Below are 26,851 nucleotides of genomic sequence, written 5' to 3' on the forward strand. Positions count from 1 at the left end.
CTTCCTTCATCACTCGTCGTTCGCTTCTGAGTCGGCCAAGTGGACGTCGAAGAGATCCTCGGGTTCCGGAAGCTCAGTGAGATCGTCCGGCTTCAGATCCCAGTTCTTGCCGTCGCAGGTGAGGCGAGGGAGCACGTCGTCTCCCGCATCCTCGGCAAGGGGCTTGAACTCGCAGCGGAACTCGATGACGGCCTTGGCACTGGCCGTCGACCTCTTCTGCGCCGTGACAGGGACTATTGACTCCCCCATGGGCTTCCGCGTCTGCACCACGACGTCGTAGCCCATGGGCACTCCGGTGCTCGAACACCTTTCGATATCCGCGTCGTTCTGACCGGCGAGCTGAGACGCTCGCGAGCACGGATCACCCGCGAGCTGTACATCGCCGTCGAAGATGTCCTGCCACTTGCCGGGGTCGAGAACGGCTTCGACCCACTTGCCTGCAAGCTGCTCCCGGGCGTCCTGAGCCGCCGCAAGCGCCGCGGCGTCAGCAGCCGTCTGGGCGCCACCCCGGTTCACGGTGGCCTGGCCGACCGCGAAGTAGGCGAGCGCAAGGAAGAGCAGGCCCCCCACCACCGTGATGTAGATGGGGAAGGCCTGCCCTGCGTCGCCGTACCTGCGAGGTCGCGTCAATTGCCGACCCGGTCGATCAACGTCGTGATCTTGTTGAGGATCGTCGTTCCGATGCTCGTACCCGTAATCGCCAGCACAATCGCCACCACCACCGCGATGATGCCCAGGTACTCGACCGCCGTCTGCCCCTTGTCGGCGGCGCGGCGTTGCATCGCCTCGGCCGTCGTGTTCTTCCAGCCGCTCACACGGACCTTGGTCGCGACGGCGGTCTTCAGCATCAGGTCGCTCATGGTGTTCCCCTCCGGGTTCGGCCGTGTCGTTGTCGACACGGGGAACGTACGGCGGGACGTCCTGGCCGCGGGAGGGCCCCAGGGCCCAATTCCGGGCCCAATCGCTCGGACCCAACGGCTTGTTCCCCCATCGCGTCACCGAGGTCACCCCCGTCCCCGACCCGTGTCCGGCGCCGTGCCGATCCACTTCGCGGCGGCCTCCGAGCGGCTCGTGCTGTGCAGCTTGGCGAAGATGCGGTTGATGTGGTTCTTGACGGTCTTCTCGCTGATGAAGCACGTGGCGGCGATCTGCTGGTTGTTCATGCCGGACGCGATGAGGTCCATGATCTCCGCCTCCCTCGTGCTCAGTTGGAACCGCGACCTGTCGGGAACGGCCGGACGGCCACTCCTCCACTCAGACGAAGACTGTCCCACATGTGGTTGCACTTGCGAAAGGTTTTCTGAGTAAGTGGACGAGGGTGGGGTGAGGGGTGGCATGAAAGGAGCTGGTGGCGTGGGACTTTGAGGTTGACTATACGATTTTGCGGAAGTGGAAATTCCGTATGCAGTCGCACTCGACGACCCGCCCCCCAGGCCTTCCGGCAGGGGCGGGCCCGGCGTCTGGTCTCTGCGGAGTCGGGCCAGCAGGGCGCCCGCCGCCGTCGGGGTGAAGTGGGCCCGGCCCTCCTTGATGTCCCGTACGGCGTCGACCAGCTGGTCGGCCGTGAACTCGCCGTGGACCAGGTAGCCGCCCGCTCCCCGGCGCAGGGCCTCCTGGACGATCTCGGACTCCCTGCTGTAGGTCAGCATCACCACCGGCGCGATCTGTACGAGGTAGGGCAGGGCCGAGATGCCGTCCACGCCGGGCATGCGGACGTCCAGGAGGACGACGTCGGGGCGGTGCTGCCGGGCGGCGTCGCAGGCCTGGCGGCCGTCGGTGGCCTCCGCCACGACCTCGATGTCCGCGCGGCCGGAGAGCAGCGCGGTGAGGCCGGCCCGGACGACCGGGTTGTCGTCCGCCACGACGACCCTGAGGCGGCGGTCCGGTGGTGCCGGGAGGTCGGCGAACGGGTGGTGTGGTGGCGGCTGCGGGGCGCCGGTCGGGTGGGGATTCTGGTCCGGCATCAGTTGCCTCCTCTCGGGTCGTGGGTCGTGGGTCGTGACGGTCATGCGGTGGGGTTGGTCAGGGCGGCCAGGGGGAGTTCCAGGCGGACCTCCGTGCCCTGGGAGTGGCCGCCGCGGCCTATACGGATGCGGGCGCCGACCGAGGCGGCGCGTTCGACCATGCCGACCAGGCCGAAGTGGCCGGCCCGGCGGAGTTGTTCGAGCGTGGTGCCCGGTGGGAGGCCTCGGCCGTCGTCGTGGATGCTGATGCGGAGCAGGTCGCCGTGGACGCCCGCGCTGACGTCGACCCGGGTCGGGTGGGCGTGACGGTGGGCGTTCTCCAGGGCCTCCGAGGCGATGGTCAGGAGCTGGCGGGCCACGGCCGGGGGGACGGGTGGTACGGCGTGCTCGCCGGTGGGGCGGTAGACCGCGGGAAGGCCGGTGCGGGTGCTGAAGTCCCGGGTACGGGCCGCCAGTTCGACCAGGACGTCGGTGGCCTGGGACGGGTCCGACTCGCGGCGGAGGTCGGCCAGGAGCTCCCGGGATTCCGCTGCGGCCCGGCGGGCCGAGCGGGCGACCAGTGCGGCCTGCCGGCTCACCAGGGCCGGGTCCATGCGGTCGGCGTTCGCCGAGGTGGTCAGGCCGTCGGCGGCCAGGGCCACGCCGTGCAGGGTCTTCGCGACCGAGTCGTGCATCTCGCGGGCCAGGCGGGCTCGCTCGGCGCTGACCGCTTCCGTCACGGCGAGACGGGCCTGGACGGTGGTGAGGGCCTGGGTGGCCGCGCCGAAGCGGAGCATGAGGTTGCGCAGGCTGGAGCCGACGGCGCCGGCGATGACGCAGAGGCCGGGCAGGAGGGCGGACTCGGTGATGCCGGGGGCCGGGTCCTGCTGTGCCGCGTGGATGAGAAGCAGGAGGAGTACCTGCAGGGAGGCGAAGACCGCCGCGCCGCGCCAGCCGTAGACGAGGCCTGCCAGGAGCGGGGTGCAGACGCTGACGTAGGCGAGGGTGCTGTCGGGGCCGGCGGCGATGAGGAGCAGTGCGCCGAAGAGGGTGTCCACGGCGAGGAGGGAGGGGTGGCGCAGGAGGAGGGGGCCGAAGCGTTCCCAGTCCCGGAAGAGGACGTAGGAGGTCATGAAGGTGACGACCACGGCCGCGCCGACGAGGCGCGTGGGCAGGCCGTCGTTCGCGTTCACGAGGGCGGTGGGGGTGGCCAGGGCGATCATGGCCAGACGGAAGCCGAAGACCTGGCGGCACATGGCCTGCAGGGCGTTGACCTGGATGTCGATCGCGGGGCCGGCGGGGTGGGTGGTGTCCCTGCCTCCGGCCGCGAGCCGGTCCCCGGCCGTACCGGGCGGGGGGCCGTCGTCGTCGGGCGCGGGTGGCGCCTGGGGGAAGGCGGCCGCCGATCGGCCGCGCCCCGAGGGCGCCGGCCCCCCGTTCGCCTTGCCCTCCGGTGCGCTGCCCGCGGGCATCGGCATCGACGATGGCCCCGACGTCGGCATCGGGCCGGGTGCGGCGGGATCCGCGGCGGCAGCCTCCCGCGGCATGCCGGGGTTCCGCCGCCCACCTCCCTTGATCCGCAGTGTCGGCTCGCCGCCCGCCGCCGCCTCCCACCCGGGTGGCAACGCGGGGGTCACCGATGTCACCGGTACGTCCGGCGCACCCGTGCGGACATGCGCCGGCAGCACGGTTCCCGCCGGAGGCGTCGTGATCTCCGGCGTCTGCCCGGCCCGGCGGCGGCGACGGCCCAGCAGCCTCGTCCGCTCCCCTGTCATCGACATGCCGTCACCCCTCCCCTACTTCCCCGTGACCGAGCCGAAGTCCGTGCCCGAGCCGAGGATCAGGCCGGCGCCGAGCAGGAGCATGGTGGCCGGGACCATGAAGGTCGTGATCATCATCGTGGCCTTCGGGACGGCCCGGGCGGCCTTGCGGCGGGCGTTCTGCGCGTCCGTGCGGCGCATGTCCTTGGCGAGGGACACCAGCGTGTCGACGATCGGCGCGCCCAGTTCCTCACCCTGCTGCAGCGCCGTCACGAACATCGCCACCTGCTCGGAGTCGTTGCGGCGGCGCAGTTCCGCGAAGGCCTGGCGGCGGCTCATGCCGAGGTCCATCTGGCGCAGGGTGATGCGCAGTTCGTCGGCCCAGGGGCCCTCGTAGCGGGAGGCGACCCGGTCCAGCGCCTGGCGGAAGCCGAGGCCCGCGCTCACCACGACCGCCAGGACGTCCAGGAAGTCCGGCAGGGTCCGTTCGATGACGTCCTTGCGGATGCGGATCGCCGACCAGATGCCGACCTCCGTCCAGAACGCGCCGAAGGCCAGCAGGAGCAGGGCGACCAACAGCTGGCCGCGCATGAGGAAGACCAGGAAGCCGAGGGCTCCGAGGAAGCCGTAGACCGCCCGGCGTGCGGCGTACCGGTCGATCGTCAGGCCGCCGGGGTTGCCCGCGAGGTCGATCTTGCGGCGGTACTTCGCCACCTGCTTCGGCCCCATCAGGCGCAGCACCGCGGGCGCGTAGCGCATGCCCAGGCGGTCGATGAGGGAGTCGACCGCGCCGGTGCGGGTGGAGCCGACCTCCAGGGCGAGGGCGAGGTCGCCGGGCAGTTTGGCCTCCGCCCGGTACATGCGGATGCCGGCGAAGACGCCCCACACACCGAGGCCCATCAGCAAGGCGAGCAGCAGTCCCATGGTTGCCTCCTGGCTCTCAGACGTCGATGCGGGACAGGCGGCGGATGAGGACGAAGCCCACGGCGTAGAGCGAGAAGGCGATGATGACCGCCGCCTGGCCGAAGGCGGAGCCGGTCATGCGGTCCAGGGCGCCGTCCTTCACCCCGTTCATCAGGAACAGGGAGCCGACGCCCAGCACCGGGACGGCGTACGACGTCATGTTGACCTGGGAGAGCTGGGTGCGGACCTCGCGCCGGGTCTCCTTGCGTTCCTCCAGAGTCTCCGTCAGGTTGCGCAGGGCGCTGACCACCTGACCACCGGCCCGGTTCGACAGGACCAGTGTGGTGACGAGGACGACCAGTTCGCGGGACGGGAGACGGTCGGCCAGTTCGCCGAGCGCGTCGTCCATCGAGGCACCGACCGCCAACTGGTTCGCCACCTTGCCGAGTTCCTCGCCCGCCGGGGCCTCCATCTCCTCGGCGGCCATGCCGATCGCCGTACGCAGGGCGAGGCCCGCCTGGGTGGCGTTGGCGAGGATCCGGGCCATCTCGGGGAGCTGGTTGATGAACTTCTCGATGCGTTTCTGGCGTTGCCAGTTGAGGAACTGCACGGCGACCCCGATGCCGAGCAGTCCCGCGAGCGGCCCGAAGAACGGTGCCAGGGCCGCCTGGCCGATCAGCCAGAGGCCCGCGACCGTGGCGAGCATGTAGACGAAGAACTCGCCCGGAGTGATGTCCAGGCCGGTCGCCGCCAGGCGCAGTTCCAGTTTCTTGCCGAGCCTGGTGCGTCGCAGACGGCGGTCGATCCCGCGGAAGGCGCGGCGCCGGCCGCCGGCCTCGATCTGTCCGGTGGCGGACAGGCGGTCGACCAGGGCCTGCCGTTGCGCTTTGCCCATGGCGTAGGAGTGGAGGCCGACGACCACGAGGGCGCAGGTCAGCAGAGTGACGCCGGTGGTGAGCGTGATGAGCGTGTGCAGTTCCATCGGTCGGTCCTACCTGGCTTCTCGGGTGGCTAGCTGGTCCGCCGACTGAGCGATGCCGAACGCCTGGGGAAGGGGCTGGCTCGCCATGTAGAGGCGGTCGGCGGTGCGGCGCGGGAGCGGGAAGTACTCGAAGGCTCCGTGGATGCGGCCGTCGGAGGTCATGGGCCGTGCGTGGAAGCGGGCGACCGTGACCAGCCGGTACGGGTCGCTGCCGTGACTGTCCATCAGCGCGATCTCGGTGATGCGGCGGGCGCCGTCCGCGAACCGGGTCAGCTGCACGATGACGTCGACCGCGCTGTTGATCTGGTCGTGCAGCGCGACGAAGGGGATCTCCACGTCCGACATGGAGGCCAGGGTCTGCAGTCGCATCAGCGCGTCCTCGGCGCTGTTGGCGTGGACGGTGGCGAGCGAGCCGTCGTGGCCCGTCGACATCGCCTGGAGCATGTCGAGGGACTCGCCGCCGCGGACCTCACCGACGACGATCCGGTCGGGGCGCATGCGCAGGGAGTTGCGGACCAGGTCGCGAATCGTCACCTGGCCCTTGCCCTCGACGTTGGGCGGGCGCGACTCCAGGCGGATCACGTGCGGCTGCTGGAGCTGCAGTTCGGCGGAGTCCTCGATGGTGATGATGCGCTCGCCCTGCGGAATGAGCCCCGACAGGGCGTTCAGCAGGGTCGTCTTGCCGGTGCCCGTCGCGCCGGAGACGATGACGTTGAACTTCGCCTGCACCAGGCCCGCCAGCAGGTACAGCATGTGCTCGTCGAGCGAGCCGAGGCCGATCAGCTCCTGGAGTGTGAAGGAGCGCGGGAAGCGGCGGATGGTGAGGGTGGCGCCCGTCAGGGACAGCGGCGGGATGATGACGTTGACGCGCTCGCCGGAGGGCAGGCGGGCGTCGACCATCGGGTTGGACTCGTCCACGCGCCGGTTGACCGTCGAGACGATGCGCTCGATGGTCTGCATGAGCTGGTCGTTGGAGGCGAAGCGCAGGGGCAGTTGCTCGACCCGGCCGCCGCGCTCCACGAAGATCGCGTCGGGGCCGTTCACCATGATCTCGGTGATGGACGCGTCCTCCAGGAGCGGTTCCAGGATGCCGAGCCCCAGTGCCTCGTCGACCACCCTGCGGATCAGCTGCGAGCGCTCCACCGTCGACAGGACCGGGCCCTCGCGGCTGATGATGTGCCCGAGCACCCGCTCCAGCCGGGCCCTGCGCTCGGCGGCGGCCAGCGAACTCATCTCCGCGAGGTCGATCTCCTCCAGGAGCTTGGCCCGGTAGGAGGCGACCATGTGGCCGTCCTCGCCCCGGTTGCCGTTCTCCTCGGGGGTGTTGATGCGTGCTCGCAGGCTCATGAGTGCGGTGCTCCTCGCTCGTCGCTCAGTGATCGCGTGGCATCGTGGCGGTCTTGACGGCCGGGTCGAACTCCCAGCCCGGCACGAGGGACGGGATCTGCACGGTGGCCGTGACGGTGACCTCGTCCCCGCCGATCGACGCCGGGCAGCTCGTCCCGTCGGCCAGCCAACTGCTCACCGCCGCCTTGCAGTCCGCCTCGGACGGCCCGTCCAGTGACGCGCTGCGCGCCCCCGTCCTGGCCGCCGTGCCGGCCTGCTGGGCCGTATAGGCGATCAGGCCGAGCTGCACGGCGCCCAGGGCGACGATCAGCAGGATCGGCAGGAATCCGATGTACTCGATGGCGACCTGGCCGCGGTCGCGGCCCTTGCGGATGTCGGTCATCAGGGTTTCGCCTCCTCGACCGCCCCGGCGTGGCCTTCGACCGTGAACCCGAAGGACAGCGTGCCGGGGAAGAGGACGGGGACTTCCAGGGCCACGTCGGCCGTCACGTAGCCGGAGCCGCCGCAGGTCACCCGGGCCCCGGAACGCCACGCGTCCGACAGATGCCTGAGCCCGGCCGCCTCGCACACGCCCTGCCGCACCCCGGGCTCCGCAGCCGTTCCCTGCCGTACGGCCTCGTCCGCGGCGTTGCCCGCGAGGATGTAGGTGTAGCCGATGAGGACGGCCTGCCACAGGGCGATCAGTGTCACGATGATCGTCGGCGTCATCCCGAGGAACTCGATCGTCACCTGACCCTTGTCCCGCTCCCTTGATGGCACCCTCAGCATCCTCATCCCTCCTTCCTCCGCCGGAATCCCCCCGCTCCCCGGCCCCCCTTCTGGGCGCCCTGCGGGGTCTTGACCAGCCCCAGCTCCCCCGCCAGACCCCAGAGGGCCTGCTTCACCGAGCTCTTGTTCTCCAGTTCGTGGATGCGGCCCGCGTCCACGACGCTCTGCAGTTCCTTGAAGTTGGCGGGGACCACGGTGGCCGCGACCGCCGTGCCGGTGATCTTCTGGATGAGGGGCGGCTGGATCTCCGTACCGCGCGAGTGCCGGTTGACGACGACGGTCGTCTCCTCGGCCTTGCGGATCTGCAGCCGGTCCCACATTCGCACGGCCCGTTTCGCGCCCCGTACGGCGACCACGTCCGGCGTGGTGACGAGCAGGGCCCGGTCGGCCATCTCCACGGCCGCCGCGCCGGCGCCGCCGAGCTGGGCGCCGCAGTCGATGACGACGACCTCGTAGCGCGAGCGCAGGGCGCTGACGATCTGCCGGGCGGCGCGGTCGGTGACGTCCTCGCCGCGCTCGCCCTCGGCGGGGGCGAGCAGCAGGGCGAGGCCGGTGTCGTGGCGGTAGACCGCGTCGGCGAGGACGCGCGGGGAGATGTCGGTGATGGCGGCGAGGTCGACGACGGAACGGCGGAACTGGACGTCCAGGTAGGAGGCGATGTCGCCGGTCTGGAGGTCCATGTCGACCAGGGCGGTGCTGCGGCCGGAGGCCTGGGCGGCGAGGGAAAGCTGGATCGCGGTGAGGGTGGCTCCGACGCCGCCCTTGGCGCCGCTGACGGTGACGACGGTGCCGCCGACGCCCGTGAAGACGTCGCCGCCGGCGCCGAGGTGCCGTCGTACGCCGGTGGACCACTGGGCGACCGCCTGGACGCGGCTGGCGAGTTCCTCGTAGCTGAGGGGCAGGGCGACCAGGCCGCGGGCGCCGTAGTCCATGGCGGCCTGGAAGAGGCCGGGGCTCGCGTCGGAGGTGACGAGGATGACGCCGACGGCCGGGAAGCGCAGGGCCACTTCGCGGATCAGTTCCAGCGCGGGGACCGGGCCGATCCGCTCGTGGACGATCACGACCTCCGGCAGCTCGTCGACCGACTCGGCGGCGAGACGCGCGAGGGTGTCGATGAGCTGGGTGGAGTCGACCACGGGGGAGACGGGCTCGGCGTCCGGGAGCTGGCTGAGCAGTGTCGTGACGGACCGGACCGCGTCCGTGTCACCGACCGCCGGGAGGATCCTCGTGGGCATGGCAGCCTCTCACTTGTCCTTCGCGAGTTCGTACGTCCGGTCCCGCTCGGGGACGGTGGTGTCGCTGCCGGGCGCGACGAGGGCGAGGCGCACGCGCTTGGCGAACGACTCGGCGTAGGTGATGCGCTGGGCGTCGAGGGCGGAGAGGGCGAAGGTGATCGGGACGCCGTCGGTGGGCTGCTGGGTGCGGTTGCTCTCGTCGGGGTCCAGCGGGGTGAGTTCGCCGACGTCGATGACCTTGGCGCTGGTGACGATGATCTTCGACTGGTCGGGGTCGCCCTCGCGGGCGCCCTCGAAGGTGGCGTAGACGTTGACCGAGGCGCCGGGCGTGATCTTGCCGGCCACGCCGGTCGCCGCGTCGATCATGATGGCGACCTCCTGCTGGCCGGGCTGGAGGGCCGGCCGGCGGACGATCATGTCGGACTGGAGCAGGGAGCCCGCGCGCAGCGTGGTGACGGCGATCTTGCCCCGTATCTCCCGCAGGTCGGTGACCGCGTTGTCGGACAGCCACCGTTCGGGCATCTTGATCTTCTCGAACTGGCCCGTGCTGAGGGTGGTGTAGGGCGGCACCTCGGACTTGAGCCGGTAGGCGGTGACCTCGGGGCCGACCTTCGACTTCACGTCGCTGATGACGGAGAGCACGCCGGCGAAGGCGCCGAGGGCGCAGACGACCGACAGGAGCAGGAGAATCACGCCGCGGCGCTGACGGGAGTTCATGAACCGTACAACCTCGTTGGGGATATCGGTCGAGCGGGATCGGAACAGTGCTGACGAGCGGTGTCAGGCCTCAGCCGACGGCCGTTCGGCTCTCGAGCTGCTGGTGGGGCGGGCTGTCGTGGACGGGTGGCAGGGCCGAGCAGAACACGCAGCGGTCTCCGATGACGTCGATGCCGCACCAGTGGCACCGGCTGCGCCGCACGGAGGTGACCAGCTGGTAGAGGACGGAAAGGTCGGGCAGGTAGCTGCAGAACTCGACGAGCCTGCCGGTGCCCCACCAGCCGGGTGATTCCGCCGGGAGCGGGGTCTCGCGCAGTCCCTGCACCTTCCAGGAGGGGGCGAGGGTGCCGGTGACCCAGTCGGAGGGGAGCTGCCCCTTGGCGAGCAGCATCCAGGTGCCGAACTCGGGGCCGGGCAGCTGCGCTTCGGGGGTGATCCTCACGAGGTGCGGCTCGGGGTGGGCGAGGACGCCGAACTGGCTGCCGGGCACCCAGGACTTGGCGTGGGACTTCAGGCCGACGGGGACCCGGTCGAGGCGGGCGACGGAGTTCAGCAGCGCGCCGGCGTGGATGTAGTGCACGAGCAGCCGGCCGGCCGAGGCGAGCACGCCGGGGCTGATGTCGCAGGAGGCGAGCTGCCGTAACTGCCGGGCCAGGACGGCGAGTCCGAGGGGCGGCAGGTCCGGCAGGAAGAGGGCGATGCGGTCGCTCTCCATGAGGGAGCGCAGGGTGTGCAGCCGTCGCCGCACGGCGGTGGGCGCGGCCTGTGAGCAGACGACGATGACATGCCCGTGGTGCTCGACCAGCGCTTGCATCTCGGCCAGCGTCTGCTCCAGGGGGCGCCGGTCGACGTCCCGCAGCACGACGGCGGGCAGGGTGCGTTCGTCCTGTGGCGGCAGCGCCATGTCGGCGCTGGTCACGGCAATGGCAGTTGGCACGCGCAGCTCCCCGTTTCCCCATGCCGGTCGGAACGCCGGGTGTCACTCCGGCGCACCGTGTCGACTTCACTGCGTGACTACCTCAGCACTGTATCCACGCCTCTGTGACCGGAGAACAGCGTTTGTGTAGCTGGAGCGCAACTGCCGTTGCACAAGAGGCGTCAAAACGGGGCAGGCTGAGCATCTCGCCGGTCGTCCTGACGGGCCGGGGGCCCCTTCCGGGCGGCATCCGCCGCAGACCCGGTGACGATGACGGCCCTTCGTCCGGGTCCCGAGGTCCACGCCCGACGCGGCGACGCTCACCATGCCCGCCCTCGGACCGCGCGGCGGGACCGCCACCCGCCCAGTTGGTCTGGACCTCTTGACAGCCGCTTTGGTCTGGACCATTTTCTTGTCATGTCCCCACACAGACGATCCCTGCGGCTCTGGTCGGGTGCCGTCACGGCTGCCCTGGCCCTCTCTCTCACGACCGTCGGCCAGGCGAACGCCGCCGACGTCGACAACGCCCGGAACGCCGGCTTCGAGGCGGGACTGAGCGACTGGACCTGCTCGGCCGGCAGCGGCACGACGGTCTCCTCCCCCGTCCGCACCGGCACGGCCGCGCTGCGGGCGACCCCCTCGGGGCAGGACAACGCCCGGTGCTCCCAGACGGTCCGGGTGAAGCCGGGCTCGACGTACACGCTCGGCGCCTGGGTCCGCGGCGGGTACGCCTACCTCGGCGTGACGGGCACGGGCACGACGGACGTGTCCGCCTGGACGCCCGACTCCGCCTCCTGGAAACAGCTGGCGACCACCTTCACCACGGGCCCCTCCACGACCTCGGTGACGGTGTACACGCACGGCTGGTACGGGCAGGCGGCCTACTACGCGGACGACGTGTCGGTGTTCGGCCCCGACGGCGGCGGGGGCACGGACCCGGGGCCCACGATCCCCTCCGCTCCCGGCGGCCTGAACGTCTCGGGGACGACGTCCTCCTCGGTCTCCCTGGCGTGGAACACGGTTTCGGGGGCGACGGGTTACACCGTCTACCGCGACGGCACGAAGGTGACGGCCGTCTCCGGGACTTCGGCGACGGTGACCGGGCTCGCGGCCTCGACGTCGTACTCCTTCCAGGTCACGGCGACCAACGGGGCCGGTGAATCACCGAGGTCGGCAGCCGTGACGGGCACCACGAACAAGCCGAACGGCCCGGGTCCCGCGCTGCCGAAGCACGCGGTGACCGGCTACTGGCAGAACTTCGACAACGGGGCGACCGTCCAGCGCATCTCCGACGTCCCCGCCGCCTACGACATCATCGCCGTGGCCTTCGCCGACGCGACGGGCACGCCCGGGGCGGTGTCCTTCACCCTGGACTCGGCGGGGCTGAAGGGCTACACGGTCGACCAGTTCACAGCGGACGTGAAGGCGAAGCAGGCGGCCGGCAAGAAGGTCGTCATTTCGGTCGGCGGCGAACGCGGCACCGTGTCGGTCAACGACGCGGCCTCGGCGGCGAACTTCGCGGACAGCGTGTACTCCGTCATGCGGACGTACGGCTTCGACGGCGTCGACATCGACCTGGAGAACGGCCTGAACGCGACGTACATGACGCAGGCGCTGCGCGCCCTGTCGGCGAAGGCGGGCCCCTCGCTCGTCCTGACGATGGCCCCGCAGACGATCGACATGCAGTCCACGTCCAACGGCTACTTCCGGACCGCGCTGAACGTGAAGGACATCCTCACGGTCGTCAACATGCAGTACTACAACAGCGGTTCCATGCTCGGCTGTGACGGCAAGGTCTACAGCCAGGGCTCGGTCGACTTCCTGACGGCCCTGGCCTGCATCCAGCTGGAGAACGGCCTCGCCCCGTCCCAGGTGGGCCTGGGCCTGCCAGCCTCGACGCGCGGGGCGGGCAGCGGCTACGTCTCACCGGCCGTGGTGAACAACGCCCTGGACTGCCTGACCAGGGCCACCGGCTGCGGCACCTTCAAGCCGCCTCGGACGTACCCCGACCTGCGCGGTGCGATGACCTGGTCGACCAACTGGGACGCCACGGCGGGCAACGCCTGGTCCAGCGCGGTGGGGCCGCATGTGCACGGGCTGCCGTAGCCGCCCCTGGCTCTAGCCCCTCGGGCGGTAGTGGCCGAGCACCCGGGCCAGCTGCGGGAACCACTCCTGGAGCCGCGACCTGGGCTTGGCCTCCACCACGCACTCGAAGAACCGGCCGTCCACGTGGACCACGGCGACCATCAGGGCCTTGCCGCTCGCACTCGCCTGGTAGTGGACGCTGCGGATCTCGGGCCAGCGGAACTCGATCGAGAGGCCGGACGACTCGAAGGCGACGCCCGCCGCGTCGACGACGACCGCGTTGCGCTTGTCGACGGCCAGGAAGTCCGGCCCGCCCGCCGCCGGCTGCGGCGGAGCCTGGACGTACGACGGTTGCTGCGGCGCGTGGGCGTACGGCGGCTGCCGCGGCGGCGCCTGGGCGTACGGCGGCTGCCGCGGGGCCGCGTACGGGGGCGGCGCCGGCGCGTAGTGCGGTGGGGGCGGGCCGAAGCCGGGGCCGGGGGGCGGTGGCTGCTGGGTCACCCGGCCATTCTCCCTGCACCTGCCCTAGAAGAACTCCCCCCACGGCTGGTCCCAGATCTGCTTCACGCACAGGATCAGGAACAACAGGCCGGCGACGGCGAGCATGGCGTTGCTGAGGGCCCCGTTGCGCCACTCCCGTGGCGTGCGCGAGGAGTTGAGGAGCCAGAGCAGGGTGCCGGCCAGGAAGGGCAGGAAGGCCGCGCCGAGGACGCCGTAGATGATGATCAGGCGGAAGGGCTGGCCCTCGAAGAGCAGGATCATCGGCGGGAAGGTCAGCCAGAGCAGGTAGGCGCGGAACGGCCAGGAGCGTTCGCGCGTGCCGGAGGCGACCTCCTCGCCCCCCGCCCGGCTCGTGCGCGACAGGCGGGCCACGAAGTCGGCGAACATCAGGCTCACGCCGTGCCAGACGCCGATCAGCGAGGTGAAGGAGGTGGCGAAGAAGCCGATCAGGAAGAACTTCGCCGTGGCCGGGCCGTACTCCTTCTCCAGGATGTCACCCAGCTGGATCAGGCCCTTGTCGCCGCCGGCGATGGCGACGTTCGCGGAGTGGAGCAGCTCGGCGCCGACGAACAGCATGGCGATGACGAAGATGCCGGTGGTGGCGTAGGCGACGCGGTTGTCCAGCCGCATGATCTTCATCCAGCCGGTGTCGGTCCAGCCCTTGGCGTTGACCCAGTAGCCGTACGCCGCGAGGGTGATCGTGCCGCCCACACCGCCGATCAGGCCGAGCGTGTTGAGGATCGAGTCCTTCTCGTCCGGCAGCACCGGCAGGAGTCCGGCGAGGGCGTCGGGGAGGTTCGGCGTGACGCGGATCGCCAGGTACACCGTCACCACGAACATGACGCCCACCAGGACCGTCATGACCTTCTCGAACACCGCGTACTTGTTGAACCAGACGAAGACCAGGCCGACCAGACCGCAGGCGATGCCCCACCACTTGAGGTCCATCACGTCCGGGAACAGCGCCTGCAGCGGCAGCGCGCTCGAGGACATCGCCGCGGCGCCGTAGACGAAGCCCCAGACCACGACGTAGACCGCGAAGAACCAGGTGGTCCAGCGGCCGAGGCTCGCCCAGCCGTCGAACAGGGTGCGGCCCGTGGACAGGTGCCAGCGGCCCGCCGCCTCGGCCAGCGAGATCTTCACCAGGCAGCCGATGACCGCGGCCCACAGGAGGGTGTAGCCGAAGTTGCTGCCCGCGATCAGGGTGGCGACCAGGTCACCGGCGCCGACACCGGTCGCCGCGACGACGATGCCCGGGCCGATGTACTTCCAGCTCGCCTTCCGGGGCTGTGGGGGGTGGGTGGCCTCGTTCTCAGTGGTGTTTCCCGTGGTGTCCGCCATGTGGTCAAGAAATCCCAAAGGAGCCCGCGGGACAAGAGGGCCTGACCGGATCTTCACCCGATGCCCGTAGGACACCCGGCCCGGTCAGGCCCGGCGGAGCGCTACGGCCGTCGCCGACCACAGCCGTCCGCCCCGCACGTGCCGAGCTCGAACCACACGGTCTTGCCCGGCCCGTCCCGATGGCAGCCCCAGCGCTGGGCGAGCGCGTCCACCAGGAACATGCCGCGGCCGCTCTCCCCCGTGCCCGCGTCCAGCACCCGCGGCAGACCGCGTGCGACGTCGGCGACCTCGCAGCGCAGGAGGCCGTGCGCGGCGAAGAGGGTGAGCCGGAAGGGGCTCCCGGCGTGCACCACGGCGTTGGCGGCCAGTTCGCCGACGAGCAGTTCGGCCACCTCCGCGACGTCACCGCGCTCGGCGAGCCCCCAGGCCTCCAACTGCCTGCGGACCTCCGCGCGTGCCTCACGGACGGCGGAGGGCCGGGGTGCGTACTCGGCCCTCAGATGTCCCGCTCCCAGGGGTGGTTGCGGGAACGGGCCGTAGCGGGCGTCGGGGTCGGGGAGGTGGTGCCGCCCGGAGAGTTGCAGCATGGGTCCAGGGTGATCCCCCCGGGCGGTCCCGCGCACGGGGAGGACTACCCGATCCGCTACCTGCTTGTGCAGGTGAGGACGTCACGCGTACTGGAGACGGACCGTCGCTCCGCCGGCGTCGTCGCGGATGTCCACGTAGGCGCAGACCTGACGGGCGTACCACAGTCCCGGGCCCGGATCCGGGGCAGCGGCCGGCGGGACGAAGCCGGCGAGCGGGTCGTCGAGACGGTGGGCCGAGCGCAGTTCGCAGACGCAGCCGGGAGCCTCGCCCCACAGCAGGAGGTCTCCGCCGAGGGGCGCGAGGGCGGCCGCGCTCTCCGCCACGGCGGCGGCGAACAGCTCGGCGTCCGCATCGGACAGCCCCCGCCCCACGGCCCAGCTCTGTACGGCCGCGCCGTGCGGCTCCGGCAGGCGCAGCGCACCGGCGGGGGGCAACGGCAGGGGGACGGCGTCGAGTTCGGCGGCGAGCCGCAGCGGGTCCTCGTACACCTCGGTGTCGGGGTGGGTGCGGCGGGCCGCGGCGACGACGGCGGGCCCGGCGGTGCGGGTGTCGTACGCGCACAGGGCGGTCGTGGACATGGGCGCGAAGAGGAGGTTGGCCAGGGCCTCGTAGCGGATCCACTCGGTGGTCTCCCGGGCCGAACGGCCGGCGCGGCCGCTCCAGACGGGCTCCATGACGAGGTGGAGCCGGCCGTCGGGGCCGGCGTGCGCCGCCAGGTACGCGGCGGCCCGGGCGACGGCGTTCGCGGCCGAGCCGGTGTACCAGTCGGTGTGCGGGATGCAGGTGACGTCCTTCGCGCCGGAGCCGAGGGCGTCGCGCAGGAGGTCCAGGTGGTGCGGGGCGGCGATGGCCACCGGCGGTGGTTCGCCGGAGGCGTCGAGGCCCTCGCCGAGGAAGGGCAGAGCGGCGGCCAGGAAGCCTTCGTCGGAGTCGAAGACGGCCATGCGGTGGTCGAACGGGCTGAGTGCTGCGGTGCTCACGTGATCCCCTCGGGTGAGTGGGTGCGGGTGGGGGCGGGGCAGCGCTGGGCCGTCACCCAGGCGGCGATCTGGCTGCGGTTGCTGAAGCCGAGCTTGCCGAGGATGCGTTCCACGTGGCCCTCGGCGGTGCGGCGGGCGATCACCAGGCGGTCGGCGATCTGCTGGTTGGCGAGCCCTTCGGCGACGAGGTGGGCGACCTCGGTCTCACGGCGGGTCAGACGGACCGTGCCGTCGTCGTGCGGGGGCGCGCCGGCGGTGGCGGGTTCCGCGGGGTGCGGGCGGCCCGGCTCCCGGGGCTCGTGGCCGGCCAGTCCCGCGGGGCCGAGGGCTGCGCCCCGGCGGTGGGCCCGCTCGAACGCCTCGCGTCCCAGGGCCCGGGCAGCCTGCTCCTCGCTGTCCCGGCGTACGGAGTTGAGGGTGCGCGAGCCCCAGCGGCCGGTGTCGATGTCGGCCCAGACGCGGTCGGCGCCGCCCAGCAGCACGGCGGCGTGCTCGTGTTCGCCGCGTGCGGCCGCGACCGACGCGAGCAGATCGAGGGTGAGGGCGATGCCGATGACGTCGTGGACGGCCAGTTTGAGCCGCAGGGCCTCACGGGCGTGCCGTTCGGCCCGGGACCAGTCGCCGCGCACCGTGTGGGCGAGGGCGAGGATGCGCAGCACGTAGGACCGGACCCACTGTTCGCCGTGCCGCTCGCACAGCGCGAGGGCCCTCTCGCACACCTCGACGGCCCGCTCGGCCTCCCCCAGGTAGCCCAGCGCGCAGGCGAGTTCGACCTGGTCGAGGCCGGCGAGGCTGAGGTGCTGGCCGGGTACGGGGCCGCGGGCGACGGTGGCCTCGAAGTGCCGCAGCGCTCCGGGGAGGTCGTCCGAGAACAGCCGGATGACGCCGATGACGTACTCGGCGTGTGCGGCTTCGGCGGCGTCGCCGAGGGCGCGGGCGAGGGCGAGGGCGTCGGTGGCGTGGCGGCGGCCCCGGGGGAAGTCCCGGCCGGCGGCGGCCAGCAGCCCCGCGACCCACAGGCCGCGGGCGCGTTCCCGGGTGGGTCCGGGGGCGGTGGCAAGGGCCCGGTCGAGCCAGTACAGGCCCTCGCGGGAGGCGCCGCAGGCGTGCCAGTGGAACCAGAGCGTGCCGGCGAGACGCAGCCCGGCGAGGGCTTCGCCGGGGGTGGAGAGGCTGAAGTCGAGGGCGGCGCGGAGGTTGTCCCGGTCGGCGCGCAGCCGGGCGGCCGTCTCCGGCTGCCCGGGCCCGAACCAGCCGCGCTCGCACTCCTCGGCCCGCCGCACCATCCAGTCCCGCTGCCGCCGCCGGACGGCCTCCTCCTGCCCGGCGCTCCGCCGCAACTGCTCCAGCCCGTACTGCCGCAGGGTGTCGAGCAGCCGGTAGCGCACACCGTCGGGCCCGGGCTCCCGGCAGAGCACGGACTTGTCCACGAGCCCGGCGACGGCCTCCAGGACGTCGTCCGTGCGCAGGCCGGGCGGCGGGGCCTCCATCCCCGCGAGCGCTGCCGCGGTCCGGGCGTGTGGGGCGGAGCCGTCCGGGCACCGGTCCGGCGGGCCGGGCAGGGAGGGCGGTGCCGCACGCCGCAGCGCGACGAGCTGTCCCCGGCCCCGCGGAACCGGGAAGACGCCCCCGCCAGGGCGGGTGCCCGCCGCCGGCCCGGCACCGTCGGGACCCGCAACCCCACCGGGAAGCCCGACACCGCCGGGAAGGTCAGCCCCACCGGGAAGCCGGGCGCCGCCGGGAAGGTCAGTCCCACCGCGAAGCCCGACACCGTCGCGAAGGTCAGCCCCACCGGGAGGCCCCGCACCGTCCGGCCCCGCAGCCCCACACGGAAGCCGAGCACCGCCGCGAAGGTCGGCGCCACCCGGAAACCCCGCACCGTGCCGCCACGCAGCCCCACCGGGAGGCCCCGTACCCTCCGGCCCCGCACCGTCGCACCACGCAGCCCCACCGGGAGGCCCCGCACCGTCCGGCCCAGCAGCCCCACCCGGAAGCCGGGCACCGCCGCGAAGGTCGGCGCCACCCGGAAACCCCGCACCGTCCCGCCACGCAGCCCCACCGGGAGGCCCCGCACCGTCCGGCCCCGCACCGTCGCACCACGCAGCCCCACCGGGAGGCCCCGCACCCTCCGGCCCCGCAGCCCCACCTGGAAGCCGAGCACCGCCGCGAAGGTCGGCGCCACCCGGAAACCCCGCACCGTCGCACCACGCAGCCCCACCGGGAGGCCCCGCACCCTCCGGCCCCGCAGCCCCACCCGGAACCCCGGCACCGTCCCGGAGGCCGGCCCCGGCCACACCCGCGTTCCCCGCCGAAGGCCCGCTGCTCTCCGGGGCGGCGGCGTCCGCGCACACCGCCTCCGCCGTCTCGAGGTCGAAGCTGCCCGGCAGGACCGACAGCCGGGCCCACACCGTCTGCTCGGGGACGGTGCACAGGTCGTGGCTCCAGGCGACCGCCGCGCGCAGGGTCTGGTGACGGGGCAGGGCCGCGGGGCTGCCGGTGGTGAGGAAGCGGTAGCGGTCGTCGAGGCGGTCCAGGAGCTGGTCGACGTCGAGGACCCGCATGCGGACGGCGGCGAGTTCGATGGCCAGCGGCAGACCGTCCAGGCGGTGGCACAGCCGGGCGACGGAGGCGCGGTTGGCCGGGGTGAGGCGGAAGCCGGGGACGACGGCGGCGGCCCGGTCGCTGAAGAGCCGGAGGGCGGGGTAGCCCTCGGCGGCGGACAGGTCGCCGTCCGGATCGGGCACCGGCAGCGGACGCACCTCCAGCAGGTGCTCCTCGGTGAGGCCGAGCCGGTGCCTGCTGGTGGCGAGGATCCGGACGCCCTCGGAGCCGTGCAGCAGGGCCGCGGCGAGCCGGGCGCACGCGTCCGCCAGGTGCTCGCAGTTGTCGACGACGAGGAGCAGCCGCCGGTCCCGTACCTGTTCGACGAGGGCGTCCAGGGGCGGCTGGGCGGAGCGGTCGTGGAGCCCGAGCGCGTCGGCGACGGCCAGCGGGACGAGGGCGGGGTCGTGCAGCCCGGACAGGTGCACGTAGCGCACGCCGTCCGGGAAGGCGCGCTGCACCCGGGTCGCGATGCGCGCCGCGAGCCGGGTCTTGCCGACGCCGCCCGGTCCGGTCAGCGTCACCAGCCGTGCGCGGGCCAGCAGTTCTCGGCCCTGGGTGAGTTCGCCACGCCGGTCGACGAAGCTGGTCGTCTCGGCCGGCAGGTGGTGGTCCCGTCGTGGCGCTGGTCCGCCCATGATCAGCCAGTCCTCTGAGGGTGGGGGTCCGGGGATCCGGACGCTCCGGCTCCCTGTGCGCGGGCCCCACTCTCTCCGAGTCCCGTACGTACGGGCACGCCGGAGCCACCCCTGGGGGTGCACTTCCGTCGTGACACCTCGACCGTGGCGCCGCGCGCGTACACTGCGCGGCCACTTTCAGTCTTGACCTGCTCATGCCATTGGCACAACGATGTGCGCCACCCGCACCACGTACGTCGCACGGAACAACCCCACCTCCCGCAAGGAGTTTTCATGCGACTTCGCATACGAGGCTCCGGTGCCCGCACCGGCAGACGCACCGCCGCCCTCGCCGGCCTCCTCGCCCTTGTCCTCGCGGCGCCCCTGTCCGCGACGACCGGCGACGCCACCGCCGACAGCGCCCGCAAGCCGGCCGCCTCGGCGGACGACGTCCGGCAGTACGAGATCCATCTGCACTCGACCGCCAAGGACCGCACGGCACTTCAGCGCACGGGCGTGACCGTCGACGAGGTCCACGGTCACGGTGTCGTGGTCTCCGGCCGCGCCGACCAGATCAAGAAGCTGCGCGCCCTGGGGTACGAGGTCACCCCGCTCGGCGCCGCGCCCGACCGGTCCGCCGGCGAGGACGACGTCCGGCTCCTCGACTTCCCGTCGGCCGACTCGAAGTACCACAACTACGCGGAGATGACGAACGAGATCAACTCGGTCGTCTCGGCCAATCCCTCCATCGCGAGCCAGCGCGTGATCGGCAAGTCCTACCAGGGCCGGAACATCGTCGCCATCAAGATCAGCGACAACGTGAGCGCCGACGAGTCCGAGCCGGAGGTGCTGTTCACGCACCACCAGCACGCCCGCGAGCACCTGACCGTCGAGATGGCGCTCTACCTGCTGCGCGAGCTGACCTCCGGCTACGGCTCCGACTCACGCGTCACCGCCATGGTGAACAACCGCGAGATCTGGATCGTCCCGGACATCAACCCGGACGGCGGCGAGTACGACATCGCCACCGGCTCGTACCGCTCCTGGCGCAAGAACCGGCAGCCCAACTCCGGTTCGTCGTACGTCGGTACGGACCTCAACCGCAACTGGGACTACCGCTGGGGCTGCTGCGGCGGCTCCTCGGGCTCCGCGTCCTCCGACACCTACCGGGGTACGGCCGCGGAGTCGGCGCCCGAGGTGAAGGTCGTCTCCGACTTCGTGCGCAGCCGTGTCGTCGGCGGCAAGCAGCAGATCAAGGCGGGGGTCGACTTCCACACCTACAGCGAGCTGGTGCTGTGGCCGTTCGGCTACACGTACTCCGACACCACGACCGGGATGACCGCGGACGACAACGCGGCGTTCAAGGCGGTCGGCCGGAAGATGGCCGCGAGCAACGGCTACACGGCGGAGCAGTCCAGCGACCTGTACATCACCGACGGGTCGATCGACGACTACCTCTGGGGCACGCACAAGATCTTCGCGTACACCTTCGAGATGTACCCACGCTCCGGTGGGGGTGGGTTCTACCCGCCCGACGAGGTGATCGAGCGGGAGACCTCCCGTAACCGCGACGCGGTACTGCAGTTGCTGGAGAACGCCGACTGTATGTACCGGTCGATCGGCAAGGAATCGCAGTACTGCAGTTAGGTGCCCGGTTCCTCACGCACCTCGGGTGCGCCGTCCTCGAAGTAGGCGTCGAGGACGGCGTCCAACTGCTCGTCCCACTCCGTGAAACGGCTCCTGGCCGGCGCCTCGATCTCGATCGGGTACCAGCGCCGGTCAGGGGTGTGGACGGTGACGGTGTACCGCTTGCCGAAGCGGGCCGTCTCCGTCTCCACCGCGCCGATCTCGTCCCAGCGGAACTCGCACTCCTGGTCGTCCAGGGACATCCGTACGCCTCTGTGGTCGGCGACCAGCCGGGCGCGGCGGTCGGACGCCTCGAAGACGGGACCGTCGGCCGCGGGTTCCTCCTCCTGCCCGGAGGGTTCCGTCTCCGCCCTTTCCTCCGGCTCGGGGACGGCCTCCTCGACCTCCTCGTCCTCCTCGGCCGCTGCGACCTCAGGCTCCTTCTCCGGCCCGTCCTCCCCGGTCCGTCCGGACGCGGGTGACGTGAGCCCGGGGATGAAAGCCGGGTCGAATCCGGCACCTTCCAGGGGCTGGCTGCTCGAACCTATGCGCTGCTCCACAGCGGAGCAGTATGGTCGACAAACCTGTGCGGCACACAGTCGACCCCGACTTCGTTATCAGACGCCTACACGAACGGACTCCTGGAGGACGCTTCGCAGGGCGAACCGTCAGCCGAGTACGGCCAATGCGTCGATCTCGATGAGCAGGCCCGCCGGGAGGCCGACGTAGACGGTGGTGCGTGCGGCGGGCGGCTGGGTCAGCCCCTGCTCCTCGAAGTACGCGTTGTAGATCTCGTTCATCTCGGCGAAGTGGGCCACGTCGGTCAGGTAGACGCGGATCATCATCACGTCGTCCCAGCCGGCGCCGCCCTCCTCCAGGATCGCCTTGACGTTGGCCAGGGTCTGGAGGGTCTGTTCGCGCAGGGTCGGCCCGGCGGGCGTGGGCGCCTTGCCCTCCTCGGCGGGCAGGAAGCCGACCTGCCCGGCGACCTGGAGGATGTTGCCCTTCCTCACACCGTGGGAGAACTTCGCCGGCGGAGTGGTGTGGGTCTTCGGGGTGAGCGCGATCTTGTCCGTCATGCGGTGCCCTTCACTGGTGTCCTGCCGGAGTACTCGCCGCTGATGGCGTCCGCCGTGCGGCGCACCAGCGGCAGGAGGGTGAGGAGTTCGTCGGCGGTGGCGACGACGTTCGGCGCGGAGACCGACATCGCGGCGACGACCCGGCCGTCGGCGCCGCGCACGGGCGCCGCGACGCAGTTGATGGACTCCTCGTGACCACCGAGGTCGGTGGCCCAGCCCTGTTCGCGCACCTTCTCCAGCTCGCGCAGGAACGCGGCCGCGTCGGGAGTCGAACGGGACGTGTAGGCGGGATAGTCGAGCTTCTGCGCGATCGCCCGTCGCTCGTGTTCCGGCAGGTCGGCCAGCAGCAGCTTCGCGACCGCCGCGACGGTGAGGGCGACGGGTTTGCCGATGCGGGAGTACATCCGCACGGGATAGCGGCTGTCGACCTTGTCGATGTAGAGGACCTCGTCCTCCTCGTACACCGCGAGGTGCACGGTGTGCCCGCAGTTCTCGTTGAGGCGGACCAGGTGGGGGTGGGCGATCTCGCGGACGTCGAGGTTCTCCATCGCCTCCTGGGCGAGCGCGAAGAGCCGGGCGCCGAGGCGGTAGCGCTGGTCGGACTGGCGGTAGACGAGGCCGTGCTCGTGGAGGGTGCGCAGCAGGCGCAGGGCCGTGGACTTGTGCACACCGAGGCGGTCGGCGACCCGTCCCAGGTCCGCGGGGCCCTCGGCGAGCAGGGGCAGGATGCTGAGCGCGCGGTCGACGGTCTGGCTCATGGCGTGCGTACCTCCTCGGGGGCCCGCTGTATCCCCTCGGTCCAGCCCGGGCCGAGTCGCAGTCTCCCCCATGCCGCGTCGTCCAGGGCGGCGAGCCGGTCGGCGTGCTCCCGCGCCGGCGGTGTCGCGAGGTCGCCGGGCACGGTGAGGGCGGCGGCGGCCATGAGGTGCCCGTGCCGCAGCCGGTCCCGCACGGGCAGGGCGCGCAGGGTGGCGGAGAGGAACCCGGCGGCGAAGGCGTCTCCCGCACCGACGGCGGCGACGACGTCGACCCGGGGTGCGGGCACGAAGGTGACGTCCCGCCGCTCGAAGACGGTGGCTCCGGCGGCGCCCTGCTTGACGATGAGCACCTCGGGTTCGGGGAGGGCGGCGCGGACGGCTTCGGCGCTGGGCAGCCCCCACGCCTCGTCCTGTCCGACGAACACCAGGTCGGCGCCCCGGGCGAGGTCGCGCAGAACCGTGGCGGCGTCGCCGTCCCGCCACAGGGCGGGCCGGTGGTTGACGTCGAAGGAGACCAGGGGGCGGCCGGGGCGGCGGGTGGTCAGCTCGCGCATCAGGCCGAGGCAGGTCCCGGACAGGGCGGCGGTGATCCCGGAGAGGTGCAGCACCCGGCCCGCTCGCACCGCCGCCGGGTGCACCGTGTCGGCGGACATCGCCGAGGCGGCCGAACCGGCGCGGTAGTAGGCCACCTCGTGGGCGTCGCCGGACCGGTCCCCGGCGGTGCGGAAGTAGATGCCGGTGGGACGGTCCGGGTCGCGCCGGACGTGCGTCACGTCGACCCCGTACCCGCCGATCGTCTTCACCAGGTGGTCGCCGAACGGGTCGGCACCCACCCTGCTGATCCACCGTACGGAGTGGCCCGCCGCCGCCAGCACACAGGCCACGTTCGACTCCGCCCCGCCGATCCCCCGCTCGAAGGACGGCACGTCGGCGAGGGGCCCCGGCCGGGACGGCAGAAAGGTGACCATGGACTCGCCGAGCGCGACGACGTCCACGACCTCGGGGACGCCGGGGACGTCGGAGACGTCGCAGGGTCCGGTGGGGGGCACGATGCTCGTAGCTCCTCGTCGGGGCCGTCGGGACGGCCGGTGGCGTTTCATTGACCGGGGGTGGCCGAGATGTTAGACACCGGTGAGCGCCCTACGCAACGAAGGTTGCAGATACTGCAACACAGCAGATCAGGAGGCTTCATGACGGCCGACACCGCCCAGTCCCTCGCCCGGCTCGCCGCCGAGCGCGTCGACCACCGCTTCAAGGGCCTCCCGCCGGACGCGGACGGGCTCACCGTGGCCGAGCTGGCCGGCCAGCGCCGCAACCTCTTCACCGGCGGCTTCGCCACGCCCGTGCTCGCGCTGTCCGCCGAGCGGCTGGAGCACAACCTGAGGCTCATGGAGACCTACGCGGCCCGGCACGGCCTGGCCTTCGCGCCGCACGGCAAGACCTCCATGGCGCCGCAGCTGTTCCAGCGGCAGATCGAGCACGGGGCGTGGGGCATCACGCTGGCCGTGCCGCACCAGGTGCGGGTGGCGCGGGCGTTCGGGACCCGGCGCGTGTTCCTGGCGAACGAACTGGTCGACGCGGCGGCCCTGCGCTGGATCGCTGCCGAGCTCGACGCCGACCCGGACTTCGAACTGGTCTGCTACGTCGACTCCGTGCGCGGCGTCGAGCTCATGGACGCCGCGCTGCGGGACACCGGCGCCACACGCCCCGTGGACGTCGTCGTCGAGCTCGCCGCGGGCGAGGGCGCCCGGACCGGTGTCCGCACGGAGACCGAGTGCGGGGCGGTCGCGGACGCGGTGGCGGGCACCGGCACCCTGCGGCTCGTCGGCGTGGCGGGCTACGAGGGCGAGGTGCCGAAGGCCGACGCCGAGCGGGTGTCGGCGTGGCTGCGGCGGCTGGTGGCGCTCGCCGCCGACTTCGACAGGGCGGGCCGTTTCGCGGGCCTGGACGAGATCGTGGTCAGCGCGGGCGGCAGCGCCTGGTTCGACGCGGTCGCCGAGGTCTTCGCGGAGATCCCCGAACTCTCCCTGCCCGTCCTGAAGTTGCTGCGCTCGGGCGCGTACGTCTCGCACGACGACGGCCACTACCGCAAGCTGACCCCGTTCAACCGGGTCCCCGAGGAGGGCGCCCTTGAGCCGGCGTTCCGCCTGTGGACGCAGGTGGTCTCGCGGCCCTCCGCCGAGCAGGCCTTCGTCAACGCGGGCAAGCGGGACGCGGCCTACGACATCGATCTGCCCTTCGCCCAGGTGATCCGCCGGGACGGTGCCGAGCGCCCGGCCACCGGCGTGTCCGTGACCGGCCTGTCCGACCAGCACGCCTGGCTCGCCACCGCTGCGGAGGCGGACCTGGAGGTCGGCGACTGGGTCGGGCTCGGGCTGTCCCACCCGTGCACCTCGTTCGACAAGTGGCCGCTGATCCCGGTCGCGGAGGCGGACGGCACGGTCGTGGACTACGTCCGCACGTTCTTCTAGGAGGCGGGCAGCGGTGGAAGAGCTCGTCATCCGGGACGCCGACGTCGTCGACGGCTCCGGCGCGGACGCCTACCGCGCCGATGTCGTGGTCGACGGCGGCCGGATCGTCTCCATCGTCAAGGAGGCCGCGGCGGCCGGATGCCAGCGGCCGAAGGCCCGCCGGGAGCTGGACGCGGAGGGCCTGGTCCTCTCCCCCGGCTTCGTCGACATGCACGCCCACAGCGACCTGGCGCTGCTGCGCGACCCCGGCCACAGCGCCAAGGCCGCGCAGGGTGTGACCCTGGAGGTCATCGGCCAGGACGGACTGTCGTACGCGCCGGTCGACGACCGCACGCTCGGCGAGGTGCGGCGGGCGATCGCCGGGTGGAACGGCCCGGGCGACGATGTCGACTTCGACTGGCGCACGGTCGGCGAGTATCTGGACCGGCTGGACCGCGGCATCGCCGTGAACGCGGCCTACCTGATCCCGCAGGGCACGGTGCGGGCGCTCGCCGTCGGCTGGGAGGACCGTGAGGCGACCGAGCGGGAGCTGGACCGGATGCGTCAGCTGGTGGCCGAGGGCATGGAGCAGGGTGCCGTCGGCATGTCGTCGGGACTGACGTACACACCGGGCATGTACGCGCCCGACGCCGAACTGACCGAGCTGTGCCGGGTGGTGGCCTCCTACGGCGGCTACTACTGCCCCCACCACCGCTCCTACGGCGCCGGGGCCCTGCGGACGTACGAGGAGATGGTCGCGCTGACCCGCGAGGCGGGCTGCTCCCTCCATCTCGCCCACGCCACCATGAACTTCGGCGTGAACCGGGGCCGGGCGCCCGAGCTGCTGACCCTGCTCGACGAGGCCCTCGCGGCCGGGTCCGACATCAGCCTCGACACGTACCCGTACACACCGGGCTGTACGACGCTGGCGGCCGTGCTGCCGAGCTGGGCGAGCGAGGGCGGCCCCGAGCAGACCCTGAAGCGGCTGGCGGACGAGGAGACGGCCGAGCGCATCCGGCACCATCTGGAGGTCACCGGCTCGGACGGCTGTCACGGCGTGCCCGTCGAGTGGGACACGATCGAGATCTCGGGGGTGAACGACCCGGCCCTGGCCGAATGCGTCGGCCGGACGGTCCGGAAGTCGGCGGACCTGCGGGGCGAGACGCCCTGGGCGACCGCCCGCCACCTGCTGCTGGCCGACCGGCTGGCCCCGACGATCCTCCAGCACGTCGGCCACGAGGAGAACGTCCGGGCGATCATGCGCCACCGGGTGCACACCGGCGGCTCGGACGGCATCCTCCAGGGCGCGAAGCCCCACCCGCGCGCGTACGGCACGTTCCCGCACTATCTGGGGCACTACGTCAGGGAGTCGGGGGTGCTGTCGCTGGAGGAGTGCGTCGCGCACCTCACCTCCCGCCCGGCGGCGCGGCTCCGGCTGCCCGACCGGGGGCTGGTCCGCGAGGGCTACAAGGCCGACCTGGTGCTGTTCGACCCTTCGACGGTCGCGGCGGGCTCCACCTTCGCGCGGCCGCGCACGCTCCCGGTGGGCATCCCCCACGTCCTGGTCGACGGCCGGTTCGTGATCGAGGACGGCCGGCGCACGGACGTGCTGGCGGGCCGGGCGGTCCGCAGGACTCCTCCCGCGTGACCGCCC

25 protein-coding genes and 1 pseudogene are annotated in these 26,851 nt (G+C 72.1%); 4 read left to right on the top strand and 22 right to left on the bottom strand.

Annotated elements, in window-relative coordinates; all coding sequences use genetic code 11:
- Positions 1 to 9 precede the first annotated feature (9 nt).
- The 12 genes from AB0F04_RS12355 to AB0F04_RS12410 form a co-directional block, all read right to left on the bottom strand.
- Positions 10 to 630, bottom strand: coding sequence for a pilus assembly protein TadG-related protein (locus tag AB0F04_RS12355; protein WP_362040483.1), 621 nt, complete (start codon positions 628 to 630; stop codon positions 10 to 12).
- The gene (locus AB0F04_RS12360; RefSeq protein ID WP_362040486.1) at positions 627 to 860 is read right to left on the bottom strand and encodes a hypothetical protein; all 234 of its coding nucleotides are present in this window, start codon (positions 858 to 860) and stop codon (positions 627 to 629) included. Before AB0F04_RS12360 ends, AB0F04_RS12355 begins: the two co-directional genes overlap by 4 nt.
- A gap of 144 nt (positions 861 to 1,004) precedes the next feature.
- The gene (locus AB0F04_RS12365) at positions 1,005 to 1,964 is read right to left on the bottom strand and encodes a response regulator transcription factor (protein WP_362040488.1); all 960 of its coding nucleotides are present in this window, start codon (positions 1,962 to 1,964) and stop codon (positions 1,005 to 1,007) included.
- Positions 1,965 to 2,005: 41 nt separating this feature from the next.
- Positions 2,006 to 3,724: an ATP-binding protein gene (locus AB0F04_RS12370; RefSeq protein ID WP_362040490.1), complete on the bottom strand. Its 1,719-nt coding sequence runs from the start codon at positions 3,722 to 3,724 to the stop codon at positions 2,006 to 2,008.
- A 15-nt stretch (positions 3,725 to 3,739) separates the two neighbouring features.
- Positions 3,740 to 4,627 carry a DUF5936 domain-containing protein gene (locus AB0F04_RS12375; RefSeq protein WP_362040491.1) on the bottom strand — a complete coding sequence of 296 codons (888 nt, stop codon included), beginning with the start codon at positions 4,625 to 4,627 and terminating at the stop codon, positions 3,740 to 3,742.
- A 16-nt stretch (positions 4,628 to 4,643) separates the two neighbouring features.
- On the bottom strand, positions 4,644 to 5,588 hold the full coding sequence (locus AB0F04_RS12380) for a type II secretion system F family protein (RefSeq protein WP_362040493.1): 945 nt from the start codon (positions 5,586 to 5,588) through the stop codon (positions 4,644 to 4,646).
- A 9-nt stretch (positions 5,589 to 5,597) separates the two neighbouring features.
- The gene (locus AB0F04_RS12385) at positions 5,598 to 6,935 is read right to left on the bottom strand and encodes a CpaF family protein (RefSeq protein WP_362040496.1); all 1,338 of its coding nucleotides are present in this window, start codon (positions 6,933 to 6,935) and stop codon (positions 5,598 to 5,600) included.
- A gap of 25 nt (positions 6,936 to 6,960) precedes the next feature.
- Positions 6,961 to 7,317: a TadE family protein gene (locus tag AB0F04_RS12390; protein ID WP_362040498.1), complete on the bottom strand. Its 357-nt coding sequence runs from the start codon at positions 7,315 to 7,317 to the stop codon at positions 6,961 to 6,963.
- Positions 7,317 to 7,709, bottom strand: coding sequence for a TadE family protein (locus AB0F04_RS12395; RefSeq protein WP_362040500.1), 393 nt, complete (start codon positions 7,707 to 7,709; stop codon positions 7,317 to 7,319). Before AB0F04_RS12395 ends, AB0F04_RS12390 begins: the two co-directional genes overlap by 1 nt.
- Entirely contained in the window at positions 7,706 to 8,938 is a 1,233-nt protein-coding gene (locus AB0F04_RS12400) for an AAA family ATPase (RefSeq protein ID WP_362040503.1), read from the bottom strand. The genes AB0F04_RS12395 and AB0F04_RS12400 overlap by 4 nt, the downstream gene beginning before the upstream one ends.
- Positions 8,939 to 8,947: 9 nt before the next feature.
- The gene (gene cpaB, locus AB0F04_RS12405) at positions 8,948 to 9,655 is read right to left on the bottom strand and encodes a Flp pilus assembly protein CpaB (protein WP_362040505.1); all 708 of its coding nucleotides are present in this window, start codon (positions 9,653 to 9,655) and stop codon (positions 8,948 to 8,950) included.
- Between the two features lie 70 nt (positions 9,656 to 9,725).
- Positions 9,726 to 10,559 (bottom strand): hypothetical protein, encoded by an 834-nt coding sequence (locus AB0F04_RS12410; RefSeq protein ID WP_362040819.1) that lies wholly within the window; start codon positions 10,557 to 10,559, stop codon positions 9,726 to 9,728.
- Positions 10,560 to 10,988: 429 nt separating this feature from the next.
- Between AB0F04_RS12410 and AB0F04_RS12415 the strand changes: the two genes are divergently transcribed.
- Complete coding sequence (locus AB0F04_RS12415) at positions 10,989 to 12,677, top strand: glycoside hydrolase family 18 protein (RefSeq protein WP_362040507.1); 1,689 nt, start codon at positions 10,989 to 10,991, stop codon at positions 12,675 to 12,677.
- Positions 12,678 to 12,689: 12 nt separating this feature from the next.
- On the opposite strand, the gene AB0F04_RS12420 is transcribed toward AB0F04_RS12415, so the two are convergent.
- The 6 genes and pseudogenes from AB0F04_RS12420 to AB0F04_RS12445 form a co-directional block, all read right to left on the bottom strand.
- Entirely contained in the window at positions 12,690 to 13,157 is a 468-nt protein-coding gene (locus tag AB0F04_RS12420; RefSeq protein ID WP_362040509.1) for a hypothetical protein, read from the bottom strand.
- A gap of 24 nt (positions 13,158 to 13,181) precedes the next feature.
- On the bottom strand, positions 13,182 to 14,498 hold the full coding sequence (locus AB0F04_RS12425) for an Nramp family divalent metal transporter (RefSeq protein WP_362040510.1): 1,317 nt from the start codon (positions 14,496 to 14,498) through the stop codon (positions 13,182 to 13,184).
- 101 nt (positions 14,499 to 14,599) lie between these two features.
- Positions 14,600 to 15,085 (bottom strand): ATP-binding protein, encoded by a 486-nt coding sequence (locus AB0F04_RS12430; RefSeq protein WP_362040512.1) that lies wholly within the window; start codon positions 15,083 to 15,085, stop codon positions 14,600 to 14,602.
- Between the two features lie 81 nt (positions 15,086 to 15,166).
- Positions 15,167 to 16,066: an MEDS domain-containing protein gene (locus tag AB0F04_RS12435; RefSeq protein ID WP_362040514.1), complete on the bottom strand. Its 900-nt coding sequence runs from the start codon at positions 16,064 to 16,066 to the stop codon at positions 15,167 to 15,169.
- The gene (locus AB0F04_RS12440) at positions 16,063 to 17,556 is read right to left on the bottom strand and encodes a LuxR C-terminal-related transcriptional regulator (RefSeq protein ID WP_362040822.1); all 1,494 of its coding nucleotides are present in this window, start codon (positions 17,554 to 17,556) and stop codon (positions 16,063 to 16,065) included. Before AB0F04_RS12440 ends, AB0F04_RS12435 begins: the two co-directional genes overlap by 4 nt.
- Positions 17,557 to 18,408: 852 nt before the next feature.
- A pseudogene (locus AB0F04_RS12445) lies at positions 18,409 to 19,305 on the bottom strand (AAA family ATPase); the annotation flags it as partial.
- Positions 19,306 to 19,578: 273 nt separating this feature from the next.
- Here AB0F04_RS12445 and AB0F04_RS12450 point away from each other — a divergent pair.
- A complete protein-coding gene (locus tag AB0F04_RS12450) occupies positions 19,579 to 20,931 on the top strand; it encodes a M14 family metallopeptidase (RefSeq protein ID WP_362040516.1) in 1,353 nt (450 codons plus the stop codon).
- On the opposite strand, the gene AB0F04_RS12455 is transcribed toward AB0F04_RS12450, so the two are convergent.
- The 4 genes from AB0F04_RS12455 to AB0F04_RS12470 all read right to left on the bottom strand — a co-directional run bounded on the left by AB0F04_RS12455 (position 20,928) and on the right by AB0F04_RS12470 (position 23,796).
- A complete protein-coding gene (locus AB0F04_RS12455; RefSeq protein ID WP_362040517.1) occupies positions 20,928 to 21,470 on the bottom strand; it encodes a hypothetical protein in 543 nt (180 codons plus the stop codon). The genes AB0F04_RS12450 and AB0F04_RS12455 overlap by 4 nt on opposite strands.
- A 108-nt stretch (positions 21,471 to 21,578) precedes the next feature.
- Positions 21,579 to 21,989, bottom strand: coding sequence for a RidA family protein (locus AB0F04_RS12460; RefSeq protein WP_362040519.1), 411 nt, complete (start codon positions 21,987 to 21,989; stop codon positions 21,579 to 21,581).
- Positions 21,986 to 22,747, bottom strand: a complete 762-nt coding sequence (locus tag AB0F04_RS12465) for an IclR family transcriptional regulator (RefSeq protein ID WP_362040521.1) — start codon at positions 22,745 to 22,747, stop codon at positions 21,986 to 21,988. The genes AB0F04_RS12460 and AB0F04_RS12465 overlap by 4 nt, the downstream gene beginning before the upstream one ends.
- The gene (locus tag AB0F04_RS12470; RefSeq protein WP_362040522.1) at positions 22,744 to 23,796 is read right to left on the bottom strand and encodes a sugar kinase; all 1,053 of its coding nucleotides are present in this window, start codon (positions 23,794 to 23,796) and stop codon (positions 22,744 to 22,746) included. Before AB0F04_RS12470 ends, AB0F04_RS12465 begins: the two co-directional genes overlap by 4 nt.
- 141 nt (positions 23,797 to 23,937) lie before the next feature.
- On the opposite strand from AB0F04_RS12470, the gene AB0F04_RS12475 reads away from it, so the two are divergent.
- A complete protein-coding gene (locus tag AB0F04_RS12475; RefSeq protein ID WP_362040524.1) occupies positions 23,938 to 25,218 on the top strand; it encodes an amino acid deaminase in 1,281 nt (426 codons plus the stop codon).
- 13 nt (positions 25,219 to 25,231) lie between these two features.
- Positions 25,232 to 26,845, top strand: coding sequence for a D-aminoacylase (locus AB0F04_RS12480; RefSeq protein WP_362040526.1), 1,614 nt, complete (start codon positions 25,232 to 25,234; stop codon positions 26,843 to 26,845).
- Positions 26,846 to 26,851: the final 6 nt, after the last annotated feature.

It is taken from the genome of Streptomyces sp. NPDC029041, assembly GCF_040637515.1.
Lineage (GTDB): Bacteria > Actinomycetota > Actinomycetes > Streptomycetales > Streptomycetaceae > Streptomyces.

Bases quoted from the DNA above. Each gene is read 5' to 3' on its own strand.
- cpaB (WP_362040505.1), bottom strand. From the start codon at position 9,655: ATGAACTCCCGTCAGCGCCGCGGCGTGATTCTCCTGCTCCTGTCGGTC.
- AB0F04_RS12450 (WP_362040516.1), top strand. From the start codon at position 19,579: ATGCGACTTCGCATACGAGGCTCCGGTGCCCGCACCGGCAGACGCACC.
- AB0F04_RS12365 (WP_362040488.1), bottom strand. From the start codon at position 1,964: ATGCCGGACCAGAATCCCCACCCGACCGGCGCCCCGCAGCCGCCACCA.
- AB0F04_RS12360 (WP_362040486.1), bottom strand. From the start codon at position 860: ATGAGCGACCTGATGCTGAAGACCGCCGTCGCGACCAAGGTCCGTGTG.
- AB0F04_RS12410 (WP_362040819.1), bottom strand. From the start codon at position 10,559: ATGGCGCTGCCGCCACAGGACGAACGCACCCTGCCCGCCGTCGTGCTG.
- AB0F04_RS12385 (WP_362040496.1), bottom strand. From the start codon at position 6,935: ATGAGCCTGCGAGCACGCATCAACACCCCCGAGGAGAACGGCAACCGG.
- AB0F04_RS12430 (WP_362040512.1), bottom strand. From the start codon at position 15,085: ATGCTGCAACTCTCCGGGCGGCACCACCTCCCCGACCCCGACGCCCGC.
- AB0F04_RS12395 (WP_362040500.1), bottom strand. From the start codon at position 7,709: ATGAGGATGCTGAGGGTGCCATCAAGGGAGCGGGACAAGGGTCAGGTG.
- AB0F04_RS12465 (WP_362040521.1), bottom strand. From the start codon at position 22,747: ATGAGCCAGACCGTCGACCGCGCGCTCAGCATCCTGCCCCTGCTCGCC.
- AB0F04_RS12425 (WP_362040510.1), bottom strand. From the start codon at position 14,498: ATGGCGGACACCACGGGAAACACCACTGAGAACGAGGCCACCCACCCC.
- AB0F04_RS12380 (WP_362040493.1), bottom strand. From the start codon at position 5,588: ATGGAACTGCACACGCTCATCACGCTCACCACCGGCGTCACTCTGCTG.
- AB0F04_RS12475 (WP_362040524.1), top strand. From the start codon at position 23,938: ATGACGGCCGACACCGCCCAGTCCCTCGCCCGGCTCGCCGCCGAGCGC.
- AB0F04_RS12415 (WP_362040507.1), top strand. From the start codon at position 10,989: ATGTCCCCACACAGACGATCCCTGCGGCTCTGGTCGGGTGCCGTCACG.
- AB0F04_RS12440 (WP_362040822.1), bottom strand. From the start codon at position 17,556: ATGGAGGCCCCGCCGCCCGGCCTGCGCACGGACGACGTCCTGGAGGCC.
- AB0F04_RS12390 (WP_362040498.1), bottom strand. From the start codon at position 7,317: ATGACCGACATCCGCAAGGGCCGCGACCGCGGCCAGGTCGCCATCGAG.
- AB0F04_RS12460 (WP_362040519.1), bottom strand. From the start codon at position 21,989: ATGACGGACAAGATCGCGCTCACCCCGAAGACCCACACCACTCCGCCG.
- AB0F04_RS12370 (WP_362040490.1), bottom strand. From the start codon at position 3,724: ATGTCGATGACAGGGGAGCGGACGAGGCTGCTGGGCCGTCGCCGCCGC.
- AB0F04_RS12375 (WP_362040491.1), bottom strand. From the start codon at position 4,627: ATGGGACTGCTGCTCGCCTTGCTGATGGGCCTCGGTGTGTGGGGCGTC.
- AB0F04_RS12400 (WP_362040503.1), bottom strand. From the start codon at position 8,938: ATGCCCACGAGGATCCTCCCGGCGGTCGGTGACACGGACGCGGTCCGG.